Below are 13,354 nucleotides of genomic sequence, written 5' to 3'. Positions count from 1 at the left end.
GACGCCTTCCCACGCGAGAGAGATCATGACGACCAACACCCCCACAGACCTCCCCGTCGTCCCCCACTGGATCGACGGAGCGGAATCCCCCTCGACGAGCGGGCGCACCGCCCCCGTCTACGACCCGGCGCTCGGCGTCGCGACGAAGCACGTCGCCCTCGCCGACCAGTCCGAGATCGAGAAGGCGATCGCCTCGGCGCACGCGGCCTTCCCGGCCTGGCGCGACATGTCGCTCGCGAAGCGGCAGAGCATCCTCTTCTCCTTCCGCGAGCTCCTCAACGAGCGCAAGGGCGAGCTCGCCGAGATCATCACGAGCGAGCACGGCAAGGTCGTCTCCGACGCCCTCGGCGAGATCTCGCGCGGCCAGGAGGTCGTGGAGTTCGCCACCGGCCTCGCCCACCACCTCAAGGGCGAGTACTCCGAGCAGGTCTCCACCGGCATCGACGTGTACTCGACGAAGCAGCCGCTCGGCGTCGTCGGCATCATCAGCCCCTTCAACTTCCCGGCCATGGTGCCGGCATGGTTCTTCCCCATCGCGATCGCCGCCGGCAACACCGTGGTGCTGAAGCCGAGCGAGAAGGATCCGTCCGCGGCTCTCTGGATGGCGAAGCTGTGGAAGGAGGCCGGTCTTCCCGACGGCGTCTTCACGGTGCTCAACGGCGACAAGGAGGCCGTCGACGGGCTCCTCACCCACCCGCACGTGCGCGCGATCTCCTTCGTCGGCTCCACCCCCATCGCGAAGTACGTCTACGAGACGGGCACGGCGCACGGCAAGCGCGTCCAGGCCCTCGGCGGCGCGAAGAACCACATGCTCGTCCTGCCCGACGCGGACCTCGACCTCGTCGCCGACAGTGCGATCAACGCGGGCTTCGGCTCCGCCGGCGAGCGCTGCATGGCGATCTCCGTCGTCGTCGCGGTCGAGCCCGTGGCCGACGACCTCATCGCGAAGATCAGCGAGAAGATGTCGACCCTGAAGGTCGGCGATGGCCGTCGTTCGTGCGACATGGGCCCGCTCGTCACCGAGGTGCACCGCGACAAGGTCGCCTCCTACATCGGTATCGCGGAGGAGGACGGCGCGAGCGTCGTCGTGGACGGCCGCGGCATCGAGGTGGACGGCGACCCGAACGGCTTCTGGCTCGGACCGACGCTGCTCGACAACGTGCCGACGACGTCGCGCGCCTACACCGAGGAGATCTTCGGACCGGTGCTGTCCGTGGTGCGCGTGCAGACGTACGAGGAGGGCGTCGCCCTCATCAACGGTGGAGCGTTCGGCAACGGCACGGCGATCTTCACGAACGACGGTGGGGCGGCCCGCCGATTCCAGAACGAGGTCCAGGTGGGCATGATCGGCATCAACGTTCCGATCCCCGTTCCCGTCGCGACGTTCTCGTTCGGTGGCTGGAAGGACTCGCTCTTCGGCGACACGAAGGCGCACGGTGCCGAGGGTGTGAAGTTCTTCACGCAGCAGAAGGCGATCACCTCGCGCTGGCTCGACCCGTCCCACGGCGGCATCAACCTGGGCTTCCCCCAGAACTAACCCTCTCTCCCCCTGAAAAATCCCGCGGGTGCACGAATTCTCGAGCACCCGCGGGATTGTCAGTGGGGGGAGGAGGGGGTGGGGAAGAGGAGGTGGAGGGCGGACCAGAGCTCGGTGCGGGCGGGGAAGGTCCCGAGGTCGAGACCGAGTAGCGTCTCGAGCGCGGTGACGCGGTTGCGGAGCGTCTGGCGGTGCACGCCGAGCTCCTTCGACGGCGGGTCCCATGCACCGTTGTGCGCGAGCCACACCGTCGCCGTGCGCACGTACATGTCGCGCTCGTTCTCGGGCAGAGCGAGCAGCGGGGCGAGCAGCCGCCGCGCGACGGAGTCGGCGCCACTCGCGCGGAGGACACCGAACATGCCCTCGTCGGCCAGGCGTTCGAAGCGCACGACGGGCTGATCGGGTCGGGTCCGCGCCGCAGCCTGCCGCGCCTCGGTGAGGCCGCGCGGGAGCTCGTCCCACGCGATGGGGGCCGAGAATCCCACGGGCATCGCGTGGCGGGCGAGGACCCGTTCGAGCGCTCCACCATCCTCCGCTCCCACGACCGCGACCACCTCGACATCCCGCTCGGCGACGAAGACGCGACCGGCGTCCTCGCCCGCGAGCAGCTCGAGTTCGTCGAGCAGCGACTGGCCTTCGACCGCGGCCCCGAGCACCGCGACCCGCACGGGCGCCTCGGGCAGTCGCGCTCCGAGTCGCTGCGCGGTGCGGCCGGCGACATCGATGACTCCGGCGAGGAGCAGTTCGAGGAGCCCCGAACGGAGCTGACGTCGCGCCGTCTCCACCGTGCGGCTCTGCTCGAGCGCGATGCTCGCGAGGGCGATGACGCTCGCGACGAGATCGCTGCCCGCCGCGTCGAGGGGCGCGGCCGTCCCCACGGCGAGCGCCCCGCGGATCCGCCCGCGCTGCCCCACGGTCTGCACGGTGACCGCGTCGGTGCCGACGATCACGCGCGCGCTCGACCGGTTGCCGCGGGCGAGCGCCGCCCGCACGGCGTCCTCGACGACGACCTCGGCCTCCGCCGGCATCGCGATCCGGGTGCGCACGTCGATGCGGTTGCCGATCGAATCGAAGAGCGCGACCCAGCAGTCGAGTCGCCGCTCGAGCTCGGTGAGGATCGCGCCGAGCCCGTCGGGCCGGAGCGCCGCCCGCGCGATGGCCCGCTGGGCGTCGAGGGAGGATTCGAGGCGCTCGCGCTGTTCGGCCGCGAGCACGTCGGATACGTGCCGGATGATGCTCATGAACGGCGTGCGGTCCGCGACCTCGAGCAGGGGTAACCCGCGCCGCGCGCTCGCCTCGCGGAGCACGGCCGGGACCTCGTCGTGGATGATCCCCGTGGCGAAGCCGAGGGCCCGCGTCCCGCTCTCCACGAGCCGGCCGACGTACGCGTCGACCTCGACCGGGTCCGAATCCGCGGACAGATGCATGCCATCGGTGAGCAGGAGCCCGCCGGGCTGGAGCCACGGGGTCGGGTCGAGCAGATCCGAGTTGTGCGCCCAGAGGAGCGGCTCGTCGAGAACGGGCGAGGCCGGGTCCGCGCCCGCGAGCAGCGTCAGGTGGAACGCGGGAGCGGCGAGCAGCGCACGCAGTGTCGTCGGCACGTCCACCTCCCTCATCGCGACCAGCCCGACCGGTCCATTCGGTTGCAATTTGTCGATCGGACTCCGATCGTATCGACAGATCCGCCACCGCCGAACGCGACGGAACGCGGTTTCATGGACACATCCCCCGACCGACGCTTCCGAAGGACCGGCTCGCCATGACCACGACCTCCCCGACGTCCCCCGCAGCGACGTCCACCGCCACGAACGCCTCCGTGTCCGAAGCGGACCGCAGCTCGGTCTTCCACTCCTGGTCCGCCCAGGGCTCCCTCGCGCCCCTCCCCCTCGCCGGCGGTCTCGGCTCCACCGTGTGGGACGTCGACGGCCGGGAGTACCTCGACTTCTCGAGCCAGCTCGTCAACGTCAACATCGGTCACCAGCACCCGAAGGTCGTCGCCGCGATCCAGGAGCAGGCCGCGCGTCTCACGACCGTCGCGCCAGCCCACGCGAACGACACCCGCGCCGAGGCCGCGCACCTCGTGCTCGAGCGGGCCCCCGAGGGCTTCTCGAAGGTCTTCTTCACGAACGGCGGTGCCGACGCGAACGAGAACGCCATCCGCATGGCTCGCCTGTTCACGGGCCGCGACAAGGTGATCTCGCACTACCGCTCCTACCACGGCAACACGGGCGGCGCGATCGTCGCGACGGGTGACTGGCGGCGCATGCCGAACGAGTACGCCACGGGCCACGTGCACGCCTTCGGGCCGTACCTGTACCGCAGCGAGTTCTGGGCGGAGTCGCCCGAGCAGGAGGCCGAGCGCGCGCTCCATCACCTCGAGCGCGTCGTGCAGGCCGAGGGCGCCCAGACGATCGCTGCGATCCTCCTCGAGACGATCCCCGGCACCGCGGGTATCCTCGTGCCGCCGCCCGGCTACCTGGCCGGCGTGCGCGCGATCACCGACCGCTACGGCATCCTCCTCATCCTCGACGAGGTCATGGCCGGCTTCGCCCGCACGGGCGAGTGGTTCGCGTTCGACGCGTTCGACGTGCGCCCCGACCTCATCACCTTCGCGAAGGGTGTCAACTCGGGCTACGTGCCGGTCGGCGGCGTCGTGATCTCCGACCCGATCTCGCACCACTTCGACGAGCGCGTCTTCCCCGGCGGCCTCACCTACTCGGGGCACCCGCTCGCCGCCGCGAGCATCGTCGCCGCCCTCACCGCTATGGAGGATGAGGGCGTCGTCACGAACGCGAAGCGCATCGGCGCGGACGTGCTCGCTCCGGCGCTCGCCGCCCTGTCCCGCCAGGACATCGTCGGCGAGGTGCGTGGCACGGGTGTCTTCTGGGCCGTCGAACTCGTCTCGGACCGCGAGGCGCGCACCCCGCTCGACGCCGCGACGATGGGGCGTTTCAAGACGGACCTCCTGTCGCGCGGGCTCCTGCCGTTCATCTCGGAGAACCGCATCCACGTGGTGCCGCCGGCCGTGGTGACGGACGAGGAGGCACGCCGCGGCGTCGCGATCATCGACGAGGCCCTCGCCGCGCTGTAGGTCGACTGCGCTTCATCCTTCCGACTCACCGCGCAGCGGCTGGCACGACGGACACCACCAGGTGCGCCGCCGCTCCGGGTCGCCCGGCACCTCGGCACGCACGCGGATGGTCGTGCCGCATCGCAGGCACGGCCGGCCGGCGCGACCCGAGACCCAGTGGCGCTCACCGCGACGCGTCGACCCGGTCGTGGTCTGGTACATGTTCGGGACGGTCGCCGACACCGTGAGCGCCCGCGCTCCCACGGCGAGCAGCGCAGGCACGTCGATCGCGCCGATCGGCGTGACCGGGTCGATCCCGCGGAGGAAGCACAGCTCGTTCGCCCAGAGATTGCCGAAGCCGGCCACGTTGCGCTGGTCGAGGAGCGCGGCCGCAACAGGCCGCTCTGGTCGCGACTCGAGCCTCCGCGTCGCCTCGTCGGCGTCCCAGTCCGCGCGCAGGGGATCCGGGCCCAGGTGCCCGATCGCGAGATGCTCGTCGCGGGTGGGGAGGAGATCCACGACGGGCACGTCGACACCCCACGCCGTCCGCCCGGAGTCCATCCGCATCCGGATGCGGACCTCGGGCTCGATCGCACGTGGCACGCGTTTGCCGGCCGCCGTGACCGACCAGGAACCCTGCATCTTCAGATGGGTGCGCAGGGTGAATCCGGAATCGAACCGCGTGAGCAGGTGCTTGCCGTGGGTGTCGTGTCCGAGAACGGTCCATCCGTCGAGCCGCGTGCCCGCCGCCGCCCCGGACCGCAGCTCCCCCGACGCGACGGCACGCCCGTCGAGCGGCTCGCGCAATCGCTTCGCGAGCCGGTAGACGCTGTCCCCTTCCGGCACGATCGCAGCCTAAGCGGGACCACCGACGGTGCCGCGACCGGGGTTAGAAGCTCGGCGTGAACGTCGGCGAGAGCTCACGCGGCGTCCTGCGCCGGCCCCGACGGGACAACACCAGGATTCCCGCGACGATCGGGGCGATGAACGGGAGATAGGCCGTGACCACGATCCCAGGAATCACCGCGTACCCGAGCCCGGCGAGTACACCGGACGCCACGGCCGCGATCCGCCCGGTTGCCGGGTACCGCCGTCGGACGAAGCGCGCCACGAGGGTCGCCACCGCGACACCGACGAGTGCAGAACCGATCATCCAGAAGGTCCAGGGATCGATGCCGGTCATCCCGGCCACGAGCTGGCCGCCTCCCGTGACGACCGGACCCAGGACAGCCGCGACGGCTCCGGGCCACGGAAGCGCCCCGGAGCGCACGAGTGCGAGAGCGGCGACGCCGACCGTCACCGCGGCGGCCAGGCTGCCGAGACCGAGGCCCAGATTCATCGCCTCCGTGCCGTCGAGTGCGGGGAGCCACAGGCTGCCGGTGAGGGCGACGACCACGGCCACGAGACCCGCAGCGAGTGCCGCGGTGAGCAGCGGCGTCCCGCGGAAACCCGATGCCAGCGGCGCTGTCCCCATCACGTAGCCGGGAAGGCTCGCCGGGGGCACGTCCGGGGGCGCCTGGACCCTGGGGGCGTCCGCCTGGCCTGTCGTGGTCCGCGCCGTCGTGGTCCGGCCCGCGACCAGCGCGAGAACGACGGCCCCGGCGGCGAACACGATGCCGGTCAGGGGTGAGAAGAGGGCGAACCCGATGATGGGCGTCGAGACGACAGCCGCGGCGAGACCTCCGACGGTCGCAAGAACGCCTCGCCCGACGAGCGGGCGTGACAGCACCCAGATGGTCGCGGCCCCGAGCACCCACGCGACGACGACACAGCCCAGCAGGAGGAGATTCTCCGCCTCGCTCGTCGGCCGGCCGGCGTCCGCTGCCTCGAAGCCGACGGACCAGAGGACGGCGGCGACGAACGCCGCACCGGACGAGGGCGCCCCGAACAAGATCGCCGCGAGAGCCGAGCGCGGGCCGACGCGATGCGTCGAGCGCAGGAGGGCCGAGACCGACACGACGAGTCCGATCGGAACGATCAGGAGCAGAAGAGCCGAGGCGAGCCAGCCGAGCCCGATGGACGCGAGCTCCACCGCCGCGAACAGGTACGCGGCAGCACCGGCCGTCGCTGCCCCGAACGCCGTCACCGCTGCCACGATCGACACGCGTCGATCGAGCCGGTGGGCCACACCGTCGGTCGCCAGCACCCACCGCTCCCCCGGGGCGGGGCGCTCCCGCCCCTCCGCCTCGGCGACGTCGAGCAGGCCGAGCACGACCTCCTCGTTCTCGGAACGCCAGGCGGACGGATACGCGCGCAGCAAACGACGGTAGCGTCCCTCGAGTCCGCCGCTCACCACGCGCCGCCGATCGCGACCGATGCGAATCCCGGACGGAGCCTCGTCCGAGCGAAACGGGCGCGCTGCTCGATCCGCTCCACCTCGGTCTCGAGCCGCTCACGGCCGGGGTCGGTCAGCCGGAAGTAACGCCGTGTACGTCCGTCGACGACCTCGTCGCCGTCGGCCGCGACCCACCCGGTCGCGGCCAGCCGTTCGAGCGCGGCGTAGAGGGTGGCGACCTTGAGCGTCGAGCGCCGTTCGGACGCCTCGAGCGTCTCCTGCAGGATCGCGTACCCGTGGCGTCGCCCACCGGCGAGTGCGGAGAGGATCCAGAAGGTGGCCTCGCTCAGTTCCCTGTCGTCGTTCATGAAGGCGACCATACTCAACCCGACTGAGTATTACAACGGACAGAGTATCCCCGACTGGGCTACTCCCGAGCGAGGGCGCGCGTTGGACCTGCCACCGTCGAATGAAAGTGCAGCCCTCGAGGACTCCCCCGGGCGTCGAGGGCGGGGTTAGACTCGTCCCGTGAATCCCTCCTCGTGCTCCTCGATGCCCTCCGGGCGATCGGAGGTCGTCGGCGTCTCGATCGCCGGCGGCAGGTAACGCTGTCCTCGTCTCGTGGTCGCGTGCGCCAGGCGCCGCGTCACGGGTCCGCTCGTCGAGCGCGCCGTCCGGCCGCCGCGCGGATCCGCCCACCCGATTCACTCGCGCCGCCTTCCGGGCGGCGACATCGACAGCAAAGGCATTCCCATGCGTCCCCTGACCGAAAAAGACATCCGTTCGTCCGTCGTCAACGCCTCACTCCGTGAGCGCAACGCGATCGTCCCGCCGCTCGATCTCGTCGAGCTCGACTGGGACAAGCTCGACTACCTCGGCTGGCGCGACCCCAAGGCGCCTGCGGTCGGCTACGTCGTCACGCACCTCGGCGACGAGCCCGTCGGCATCCTCCTCCGCCAGAGCGGCGACCGTCCCGGCGCCCGCGCCCAGTGCTCCTGGTGCGAGGACGTGACACTGCCGAACGACGTCGTCCTCTTCAGCGCCCGCCGCTCGGGCCGAGCAGGTCGCAACGGCGACACGGTCGCGACCCTCGTGTGCGCGAACTTCGAGTGCTCGCGCAACGTGCGCGTTCTTCCGCCGTCCGCGTACCTCGGATTCGACCGCGAGGCCGCCCGCGAACACCGCATCGAGGTGCTGCGCTCGCGCGTCGCATCGTTCGCAGGAGACATCGCCCGCGACGCCTGACGCCTCTCCGCGCAGCCTGCCACGCGCGCGCTCGAGGTGCGGACATTCGTCGCTCGTTCCGCCGATGTGCGGACTTCCGCCCCCTGATACAAGCGGATCGGGGGCCGAAGTCCGCACGTCGGGAAGAGACGTCCGCACGTCGCCGGAGAGAGCGCTGGTACGTAGCGAGGAATGCGCGAGGGGAAGGATCTAAGCCAGGGCAGCGGCCTTCGCCGTGCATTCGGCGCAGAGGCCGAAGATGTCGACGACGTGCTGCGCCTCGGTGAAGCCATGCTTCGACGCTTGAGCGACGGCCCAGCGCTCGACCTCGTTCGCCTCGATCTCGACGGTGAGGCCGCACGAGCGGCAGATGAGGTGGTGATGGTGGCCCGACGTCTCGCAGGCCCGGTAGAGGCTCTCGCCCTCAGGAGATTGGAGCGAGTCGGCCGCGCCGTCACCGGCGAGATCGGCGAGGGCCCGGTACACGGTCGCGAGTCCGATCGGCGATCCGCCGCCCTTCAACTGGGAGTGCAGGGACTGCGCGCTGATGAAACCGTTGGCGCCATCGAGCGCCTCGCGCACCGCTTCCCGCTGCCACGTGTTCCGCTTCGCCATCACCACTCCTCACGGCCCGTCGTCCGTCCCACCAGGATAGCCGCCGGACCGCACTCGTGGTCCTGGCCGGTAGGCGCGAGAAGCCGACCCGATCGTCCAGGTCGAACCCTTTCAGGCTCGGAGCGACCCCGTTGCACCGCTACGAATCGTCAGGTTTACTGAAGACAAGCAACTCGCTAGACCGTCTAGCTAGTGACCTGGCGAGGAGAAGCCATGAACATCGTCATACCGATGGACACGCGTCCCGTCCCGCGGCAGCCGATGATCTGGTCGGGTGCCGACCGTATCGTCGCGTGCACCGCTGACGGCTCCGTCGTCGGCACCTTCTCGACCGTGTCCGAGGCGCAGCGCGCTCTCGCCGGCACTACCCGGCGCTGGTCCGGGATCATCGGCCGGCGCCCGCGCTACGCACGGACCGCGGCATGACCGACGAGTCGTCCGCGTCCCACGGTCGTCCTGCCGAGGAATCGTCCAGGGAGCCGTCGTCCGGATACTGGTACCCGCAGCACCGCGGAGCCACGAGCGTCGACGTGCTCAACCTCCTCCGCCGCTACCGGACGGCGGAAGCGGACATGCGGGCGCGGACACGGTCGTCCATGAACATGAACGAGACCGACCTGATCGCGCTCCGCTACCTGCTGAAGGCGCAGCGTGAGGATCGGATCGTGCTGCAGCGCGACCTCGTCCGCACGCTCGGGGTGACGTCCGCATCGGTCACGGCGCTCGTCGATCGGCTCAGCAAGAGCGGACACGTCCGCCGCGAGTCGCACCCGAACGACCGACGCGCGGTCATCGTCGTACCCACGATCGACAGCGACAACGAGGTGCGCGAGACCCTCGGCGCGATGCACCAGCGCATGATCGCGCTCGTCGACGGTCTCGACGAGAACGAACTCGCCGCGGTCGCGAAGTTCCTCGGCGGCATGGTCTCGGCCGTGCACGCGTCGCAGAGCCTCGACGACGAACTCCGCGAGGCCGTCCGCGAGCACAATTCCGGCCGCGGAGACCCTCGCCCCTGACCTCCCGGGGAGGTGGACGGGTCAGACGGCGGCGGCCAGCCGACGTCGGGAGCGCGTGCGCCCGCCGACGAGGCGGCAGACGACGTAGATCAGGAACGAGATCGTCGTGATGTACGGGCTGATCGGCAGCGAGCCGGCGATCGCGAGCAGGATGCCGCCCACCGCCGAGACGAAACCGAAGACGCTCGCGAGCACGGGGACGAGCACCGGGGAGGACGACACGCGCAGCGCGGCGGCGGCCGGTGTCACGAGGAGTGCCATCACGAGGAGCGCACCGATGATCTGCACCGACACGGCCACGATGAGACCGAGCAGCACCATGAATGCGAGCGCGACGAACCGCGTCGGAACGCCCCGGGCGGCGGCGACCTCGGGGTCGAGGGAATCGAAGGTCAGCGGTCGCCAGATCACGAGCAGGCAGACGAGGACGACGATCGAGATCCCGATGAGCCACGCCAGCTGCGGCGAGTCGACGGCGATGATCTGTCCCGTCAGCAGGCTGAACTTGTTCGCGCTCCTGCCGGGGTAGAGCGCCAGGAACAGGATCCCGAGGCCGAGCCCCGCCGGCATGAGCACTCCGATGATGGAGTTGCGGTCTCGAGCACGCGCACCGAGCACCCCGATGAGGATCGCGGCGACGAGCGACCCGATGAGCGACCCGGCGACGACGTTCGCGCCGAGGAGCAGCGCGGCCGCCGCCCCGGCGAACGAGAGCTCGCTGATGCCGTGCACCGCGAACGCCATGTCGCGCTGCATCACGAACACGCCGACGAGACCACCGACGAGACCGAGCACGGCTCCCGCGATGATCGAGTTCTGCACGAGGCCGAGGAGCTGGACGTAGGTGTCGAGATCGATCATCCGTGGGCCTCCGGATGCTCGTCCGCGTGGTGGTCGTGGTGGTCGTGCGTCTCGGCGTCCGGGATCCCCACGACGACGATGCGCCCGCGGGAGCGGAACACGTCGACGGGCGAGCCGTACAGGTCCGTGAGGACCTCCGAGCGGAGGACCTCGTCCGGCGTTCCCTCACGGAAACGCCCGCCGGCCAGGTAGAGGATGCGGTCGACCTTGTCGAGTACCGGGTTCACGTCGTGGGTGACGAAGAGCACGGCCGTGTCGTGCTCGCGACGACGACGGTCGATGAGGTCGGACACCCCGCGCTGGTGCGCGAGGTCGAGGCTCAGGAGAGGCTCGTCGCAGAGAAGGAGTACAGGATCGTCGGCGAGGGCCTGCCCCACCCGCAACCGCTGCTGCTCGCCCCCCGAGAGGCTCCCGACGGGACGATCCGCGTATCCGGTGGCGCCAACCGAGTCGAGGAGCTCGTCGACGCGTTCCCGCTCGCCTTTCCGCGTGACCGGGAATCCGAAGCGGTGACCGTTGACGCCGAGCGCCACGAGGTCGCGACCGCGCATGGGCGTGCCGGCGGGGACGAGCTTCTGCTGCGGGATGTAGCCGATGCGTCGGTCCCCGCGATGGACGGGGCCGCCGTCGAGAAGGACACGGCCGGAATCGAGGCGCTGCTGGCCGAGGATCGTCTTCAAGAGGCTCGTCTTGCCGGAGCCGTTGGGGCCGAGCACCGCGAGGAATTCGCCGGGGCGCACGCTCAGGTCGAGGCCGTCCCACAGGGTGCGGCGCCCGAATCCCAGCGACGCGGACTCGAGGCGCAGCACGTCAGCGCGCTCCCGTCGTCCGTCGTCCACTCCCCCATCCAACACCCTCGGAGAGGCGCGACGTGCAGCGAGGGGGTCCCTCGTCACGCGAGCGCGTCGGAGATCGCCGTCAGGTTCGCGGTCATCCACTCGATGTAGGAGTCGCCGTCCGGCAGGGTCTCGGTGAAATTCACGACGGGCACGTCCGCCGCCTCCGCGGCCTCGCGGACCCGCTCGGTCTCGGGGCTCGAGGTCTGGTCGTTGTAGGCCAGGAGCGCGACGTCGCCGCTTTCAAACAGACCGAGCGTCTCGGCGAGCACGGCCGGGGAGACGTCGGTGCCCTCCTCGATGGCCTCGCTGAAGTCACCGGGGGTGACGTTCTCGAGACCGGCGGACTCGAGCAGGTAGAGCGGCACCGGTTCCGTGATGGTGACGCTCTCGCCACCGTGTGCGGCGGCGATCTCCTCGGCCGAGGCCGTGATCGTGCCGAGTTCCGCGGCGAAGGCGTCGTAGTTGTCCTCGAACGTCGAAGCATTCTCGGGGTCGAGCTCGCCGAGCTCGTGCGCGATCTCGTGGGCGAGGGCATCCATCGCGTCCATGCTGTACCAGACGTGCTCGTTGAAGCCCTCGACGTGGTCGTGGCCCTCGTGGTCGCCACCCTCGTCGGCGTGGTCCTCTTCGGCGTGGTCCTCTTCGGCGTGGTCCTCGTCGGCGTGCTCGTCGTCGGGCATGAGGCCGGAGAGCTCGGAGGCGTTGAGGACGACGAGGTCGTCCGCCCCTGCTGCGTCGACGAGCGTGTCGATGAAGGGGTCGTAACCGCCGCCGTTCTCGATCACGAGGGAGGCGTTGGAGATCGTGAGCTGGTCCTGCGCCGTGGCCTCGTAGGAGTGCGGGTCCTGCGCGGCCGAGTCGATGATGCTCGTCACGTCGACCGCGTCGCCGCCGATGGTCTGGGCGATGTCGCCGTAGACGTTGGTCGAGGCGACGACGGTGAGGCCGCCACCGCCGGTGTCTGCGTCGTCCGTGGAACCGGCCGTCCCGCCGGAGGCGCACCCCGCGAGCACGAGGGCGGTCACGGGAACGGCGAGGAGGAAGGCGGGAAGTCGACGGGTCATGGCGATGACTCTACTCGCTATTGACACTCATTATCAAAACCGCAGATCGTCGGAAAGCCCGGCGACATGCGGACATCCGTCGTCGAGTTCGGGTTCTCGAGGACGGATGTCCGCACATCGCGGGTGTCTGGAGGGAGGCGGTGAGGGCGGAGCCTCAGGCCTCGGTGCGCGTGGCGGCGGCGAGCTTGCCGGGGATCTCCTCCGCCGTCATCGCGACGCCGTACGCCGGCTGGTCGCGTTCGAAGCGCCAGCTCTCGGCGAGGGTCCCGGCGTCCACGGCGTCGAAGCCGAACTCGTCGATGAGCGTGGACACGAGCCGCTTCGCATCCGTGTCGTCACCGGCGATCGGGAGCGCCCGACGTCCCTCCGTACCGCTCGGAGAGCCGGCCGCGGTGAGATCCGCCGCCGTGATGTTGTTGAACGCCTTGACCACGGTGGACGACGGCAGGTGGTCCTGCAGCATCTGGGACACCGTCGTGCGCGCCTCGTCGAGCTCGGGGATCCGACCGTCGCGCTCGAAATAGTAGTTGTTCGTGTCGACGACGACCTTGCCGACGAGAGGAACCGTGGGAACGGACCGGTACGCATTGAGGGGAACGGTCACCACTACGATGTCGCCGGCCGAAGCCGCTTCGTCGGGCGTCGCCGCGCGGGCGCCCGGACCGAGCTCGTCGACGAGCTTCGCGAGTGTCTCGGGACCGCGCGAGTTGCTCATGACGACCGAGTACCCGTGACCCACCGCGAGCCGCGCGAGCTGCCCGCCGATGTTGCCGGAACCGATGAAACCGATGGTCGAGAGTCCTGTATTGGTCATACTCGGGGGAACGAGGCGCGGGTCCCTCCCATTCCG

The 13,354-nt window shown here is 70.3% G+C and carries 14 protein-coding genes; 5 read left to right on the top strand and 9 right to left on the bottom strand.

Translation table 11 applies throughout. The features are described 5' to 3' along the window. The first annotated feature begins 25 nt into the window (after window positions 1-25). Window positions 26-1,537 carry a CoA-acylating methylmalonate-semialdehyde dehydrogenase gene (locus ELQ94_RS01385; RefSeq protein WP_127046428.1) on the top strand — a complete coding sequence of 504 codons (1,512 nt, stop codon included), beginning with the start codon at window positions 26-28 and terminating at the stop codon, window positions 1,535-1,537. A 59-nt stretch (window positions 1,538-1,596) separates the two neighbouring features. On the opposite strand, the gene ELQ94_RS01380 is transcribed toward ELQ94_RS01385, so the two are convergent. Beyond that, complete coding sequence (locus ELQ94_RS01380; RefSeq protein ID WP_166404619.1) at window positions 1,597-3,138, bottom strand: PucR family transcriptional regulator; 1,542 nt, start codon at window positions 3,136-3,138, stop codon at window positions 1,597-1,599. Window positions 3,139-3,296: 158 nt separating this feature from the next. Here ELQ94_RS01380 and ELQ94_RS01375 point away from each other — a divergent pair, with 158 nt between their 5' ends. After that, window positions 3,297-4,628 (top strand): aspartate aminotransferase family protein, encoded by a 1,332-nt coding sequence (locus ELQ94_RS01375; protein ID WP_127046424.1) that lies wholly within the window; start codon window positions 3,297-3,299, stop codon window positions 4,626-4,628. 12 nt (window positions 4,629-4,640) lie between these two features. Here the strand turns inward: ELQ94_RS01375 and ELQ94_RS01370 are convergent, their stop codons facing one another. The 3 genes from ELQ94_RS01370 to ELQ94_RS01360 are packed head-to-tail and all read right to left on the bottom strand — an operon-like array spanning window position 4,641 to window position 7,250. Continuing rightward, window positions 4,641-5,453 carry a DNA-formamidopyrimidine glycosylase family protein gene (locus ELQ94_RS01370; RefSeq protein ID WP_127046422.1) on the bottom strand — a complete coding sequence of 271 codons (813 nt, stop codon included), beginning with the start codon at window positions 5,451-5,453 and terminating at the stop codon, window positions 4,641-4,643. 43 nt (window positions 5,454-5,496) lie between these two features. Beyond that, a complete protein-coding gene (locus ELQ94_RS01365; RefSeq protein WP_127046420.1) occupies window positions 5,497-6,900 on the bottom strand; it encodes a hypothetical protein in 1,404 nt (467 codons plus the stop codon). Next, the gene (locus ELQ94_RS01360; protein WP_127046418.1) at window positions 6,897-7,250 is read right to left on the bottom strand and encodes a PadR family transcriptional regulator; all 354 of its coding nucleotides are present in this window, start codon (window positions 7,248-7,250) and stop codon (window positions 6,897-6,899) included. Before ELQ94_RS01360 ends, ELQ94_RS01365 begins: the two co-directional genes overlap by 4 nt. Before the next feature lie 385 nt (window positions 7,251-7,635). On the opposite strand from ELQ94_RS01360, the gene ELQ94_RS01355 reads away from it, so the two are divergent. After that, entirely contained in the window at window positions 7,636-8,127 is a 492-nt protein-coding gene (locus ELQ94_RS01355) for an FBP domain-containing protein (protein WP_127046416.1), read from the top strand. A gap of 189 nt (window positions 8,128-8,316) precedes the next feature. Here ELQ94_RS01355 and ELQ94_RS01350 read toward each other — a convergent pair whose 3' ends face one another. Further along, window positions 8,317-8,721 (bottom strand): Fur family transcriptional regulator, encoded by a 405-nt coding sequence (locus tag ELQ94_RS01350; RefSeq protein WP_127046414.1) that lies wholly within the window; start codon window positions 8,719-8,721, stop codon window positions 8,317-8,319. A 213-nt stretch (window positions 8,722-8,934) separates the two neighbouring features. Here ELQ94_RS01350 and ELQ94_RS01345 point away from each other — a divergent pair, with 213 nt between their 5' ends. Both ELQ94_RS01345 and ELQ94_RS01340 read left to right on the top strand, forming a co-directional pair. Next, complete coding sequence (locus ELQ94_RS01345; RefSeq protein ID WP_127046412.1) at window positions 8,935-9,147, top strand: hypothetical protein; 213 nt, start codon at window positions 8,935-8,937, stop codon at window positions 9,145-9,147. Beyond that, complete coding sequence (locus ELQ94_RS01340; protein ID WP_127046410.1) at window positions 9,144-9,740, top strand: MarR family winged helix-turn-helix transcriptional regulator; 597 nt, start codon at window positions 9,144-9,146, stop codon at window positions 9,738-9,740. Before ELQ94_RS01345 ends, ELQ94_RS01340 begins: the two co-directional genes overlap by 4 nt. A 21-nt stretch (window positions 9,741-9,761) precedes the next feature. On the opposite strand, the gene ELQ94_RS01335 is transcribed toward ELQ94_RS01340, so the two are convergent. The 4 genes from ELQ94_RS01335 to ELQ94_RS01320 all read right to left on the bottom strand — a co-directional run bounded on the left by ELQ94_RS01335 (window position 9,762) and on the right by ELQ94_RS01320 (window position 13,318). Continuing rightward, on the bottom strand, window positions 9,762-10,601 hold the full coding sequence (locus tag ELQ94_RS01335; RefSeq protein ID WP_127046408.1) for a metal ABC transporter permease: 840 nt from the start codon (window positions 10,599-10,601) through the stop codon (window positions 9,762-9,764). Beyond that, entirely contained in the window at window positions 10,598-11,440 is an 843-nt protein-coding gene (locus tag ELQ94_RS01330) for a metal ABC transporter ATP-binding protein (protein ID WP_208007495.1), read from the bottom strand. Before ELQ94_RS01330 ends, ELQ94_RS01335 begins: the two co-directional genes overlap by 4 nt. 53 nt (window positions 11,441-11,493) lie before the next feature. Continuing rightward, the gene (locus tag ELQ94_RS01325; protein WP_127046404.1) at window positions 11,494-12,504 is read right to left on the bottom strand and encodes a metal ABC transporter substrate-binding protein; all 1,011 of its coding nucleotides are present in this window, start codon (window positions 12,502-12,504) and stop codon (window positions 11,494-11,496) included. A gap of 154 nt (window positions 12,505-12,658) precedes the next feature. Then, entirely contained in the window at window positions 12,659-13,318 is a 660-nt protein-coding gene (locus ELQ94_RS01320; RefSeq protein WP_127046402.1) for an NADPH-dependent F420 reductase, read from the bottom strand. Window positions 13,319-13,354 lie beyond the last annotated feature (36 nt).

This window comes from Labedella endophytica (assembly GCF_003990045.1).
Lineage (GTDB): Bacteria > Actinomycetota > Actinomycetes > Actinomycetales > Microbacteriaceae > Labedella > Labedella endophytica.
Note: the sequence above shows the minus strand (reverse complement) of the source record. Positions and strands in the feature narration are given on the sequence as shown.

Bases quoted from the DNA above. Each gene is read 5' to 3' on its own strand.
- ELQ94_RS01385 (WP_127046428.1), top strand. From the start codon at position 26: ATGACGACCAACACCCCCACAGACCTCCCCGTCGTCCCCCACTGGATC.
- ELQ94_RS01375 (WP_127046424.1), top strand. From the start codon at position 3,297: ATGACCACGACCTCCCCGACGTCCCCCGCAGCGACGTCCACCGCCACG.
- ELQ94_RS01360 (WP_127046418.1), bottom strand. From the start codon at position 7,250: ATGAACGACGACAGGGAACTGAGCGAGGCCACCTTCTGGATCCTCTCC.
- ELQ94_RS01355 (WP_127046416.1), top strand. From the start codon at position 7,636: ATGCGTCCCCTGACCGAAAAAGACATCCGTTCGTCCGTCGTCAACGCC.
- ELQ94_RS01350 (WP_127046414.1), bottom strand. From the start codon at position 8,721: ATGGCGAAGCGGAACACGTGGCAGCGGGAAGCGGTGCGCGAGGCGCTC.
- ELQ94_RS01345 (WP_127046412.1), top strand. From the start codon at position 8,935: ATGAACATCGTCATACCGATGGACACGCGTCCCGTCCCGCGGCAGCCG.
- ELQ94_RS01340 (WP_127046410.1), top strand. From the start codon at position 9,144: ATGACCGACGAGTCGTCCGCGTCCCACGGTCGTCCTGCCGAGGAATCG.
- ELQ94_RS01335 (WP_127046408.1), bottom strand. From the start codon at position 10,601: ATGATCGATCTCGACACCTACGTCCAGCTCCTCGGCCTCGTGCAGAAC.
- ELQ94_RS01325 (WP_127046404.1), bottom strand. From the start codon at position 12,504: ATGACCCGTCGACTTCCCGCCTTCCTCCTCGCCGTTCCCGTGACCGCC.
- ELQ94_RS01320 (WP_127046402.1), bottom strand. From the start codon at position 13,318: ATGACCAATACAGGACTCTCGACCATCGGTTTCATCGGTTCCGGCAAC.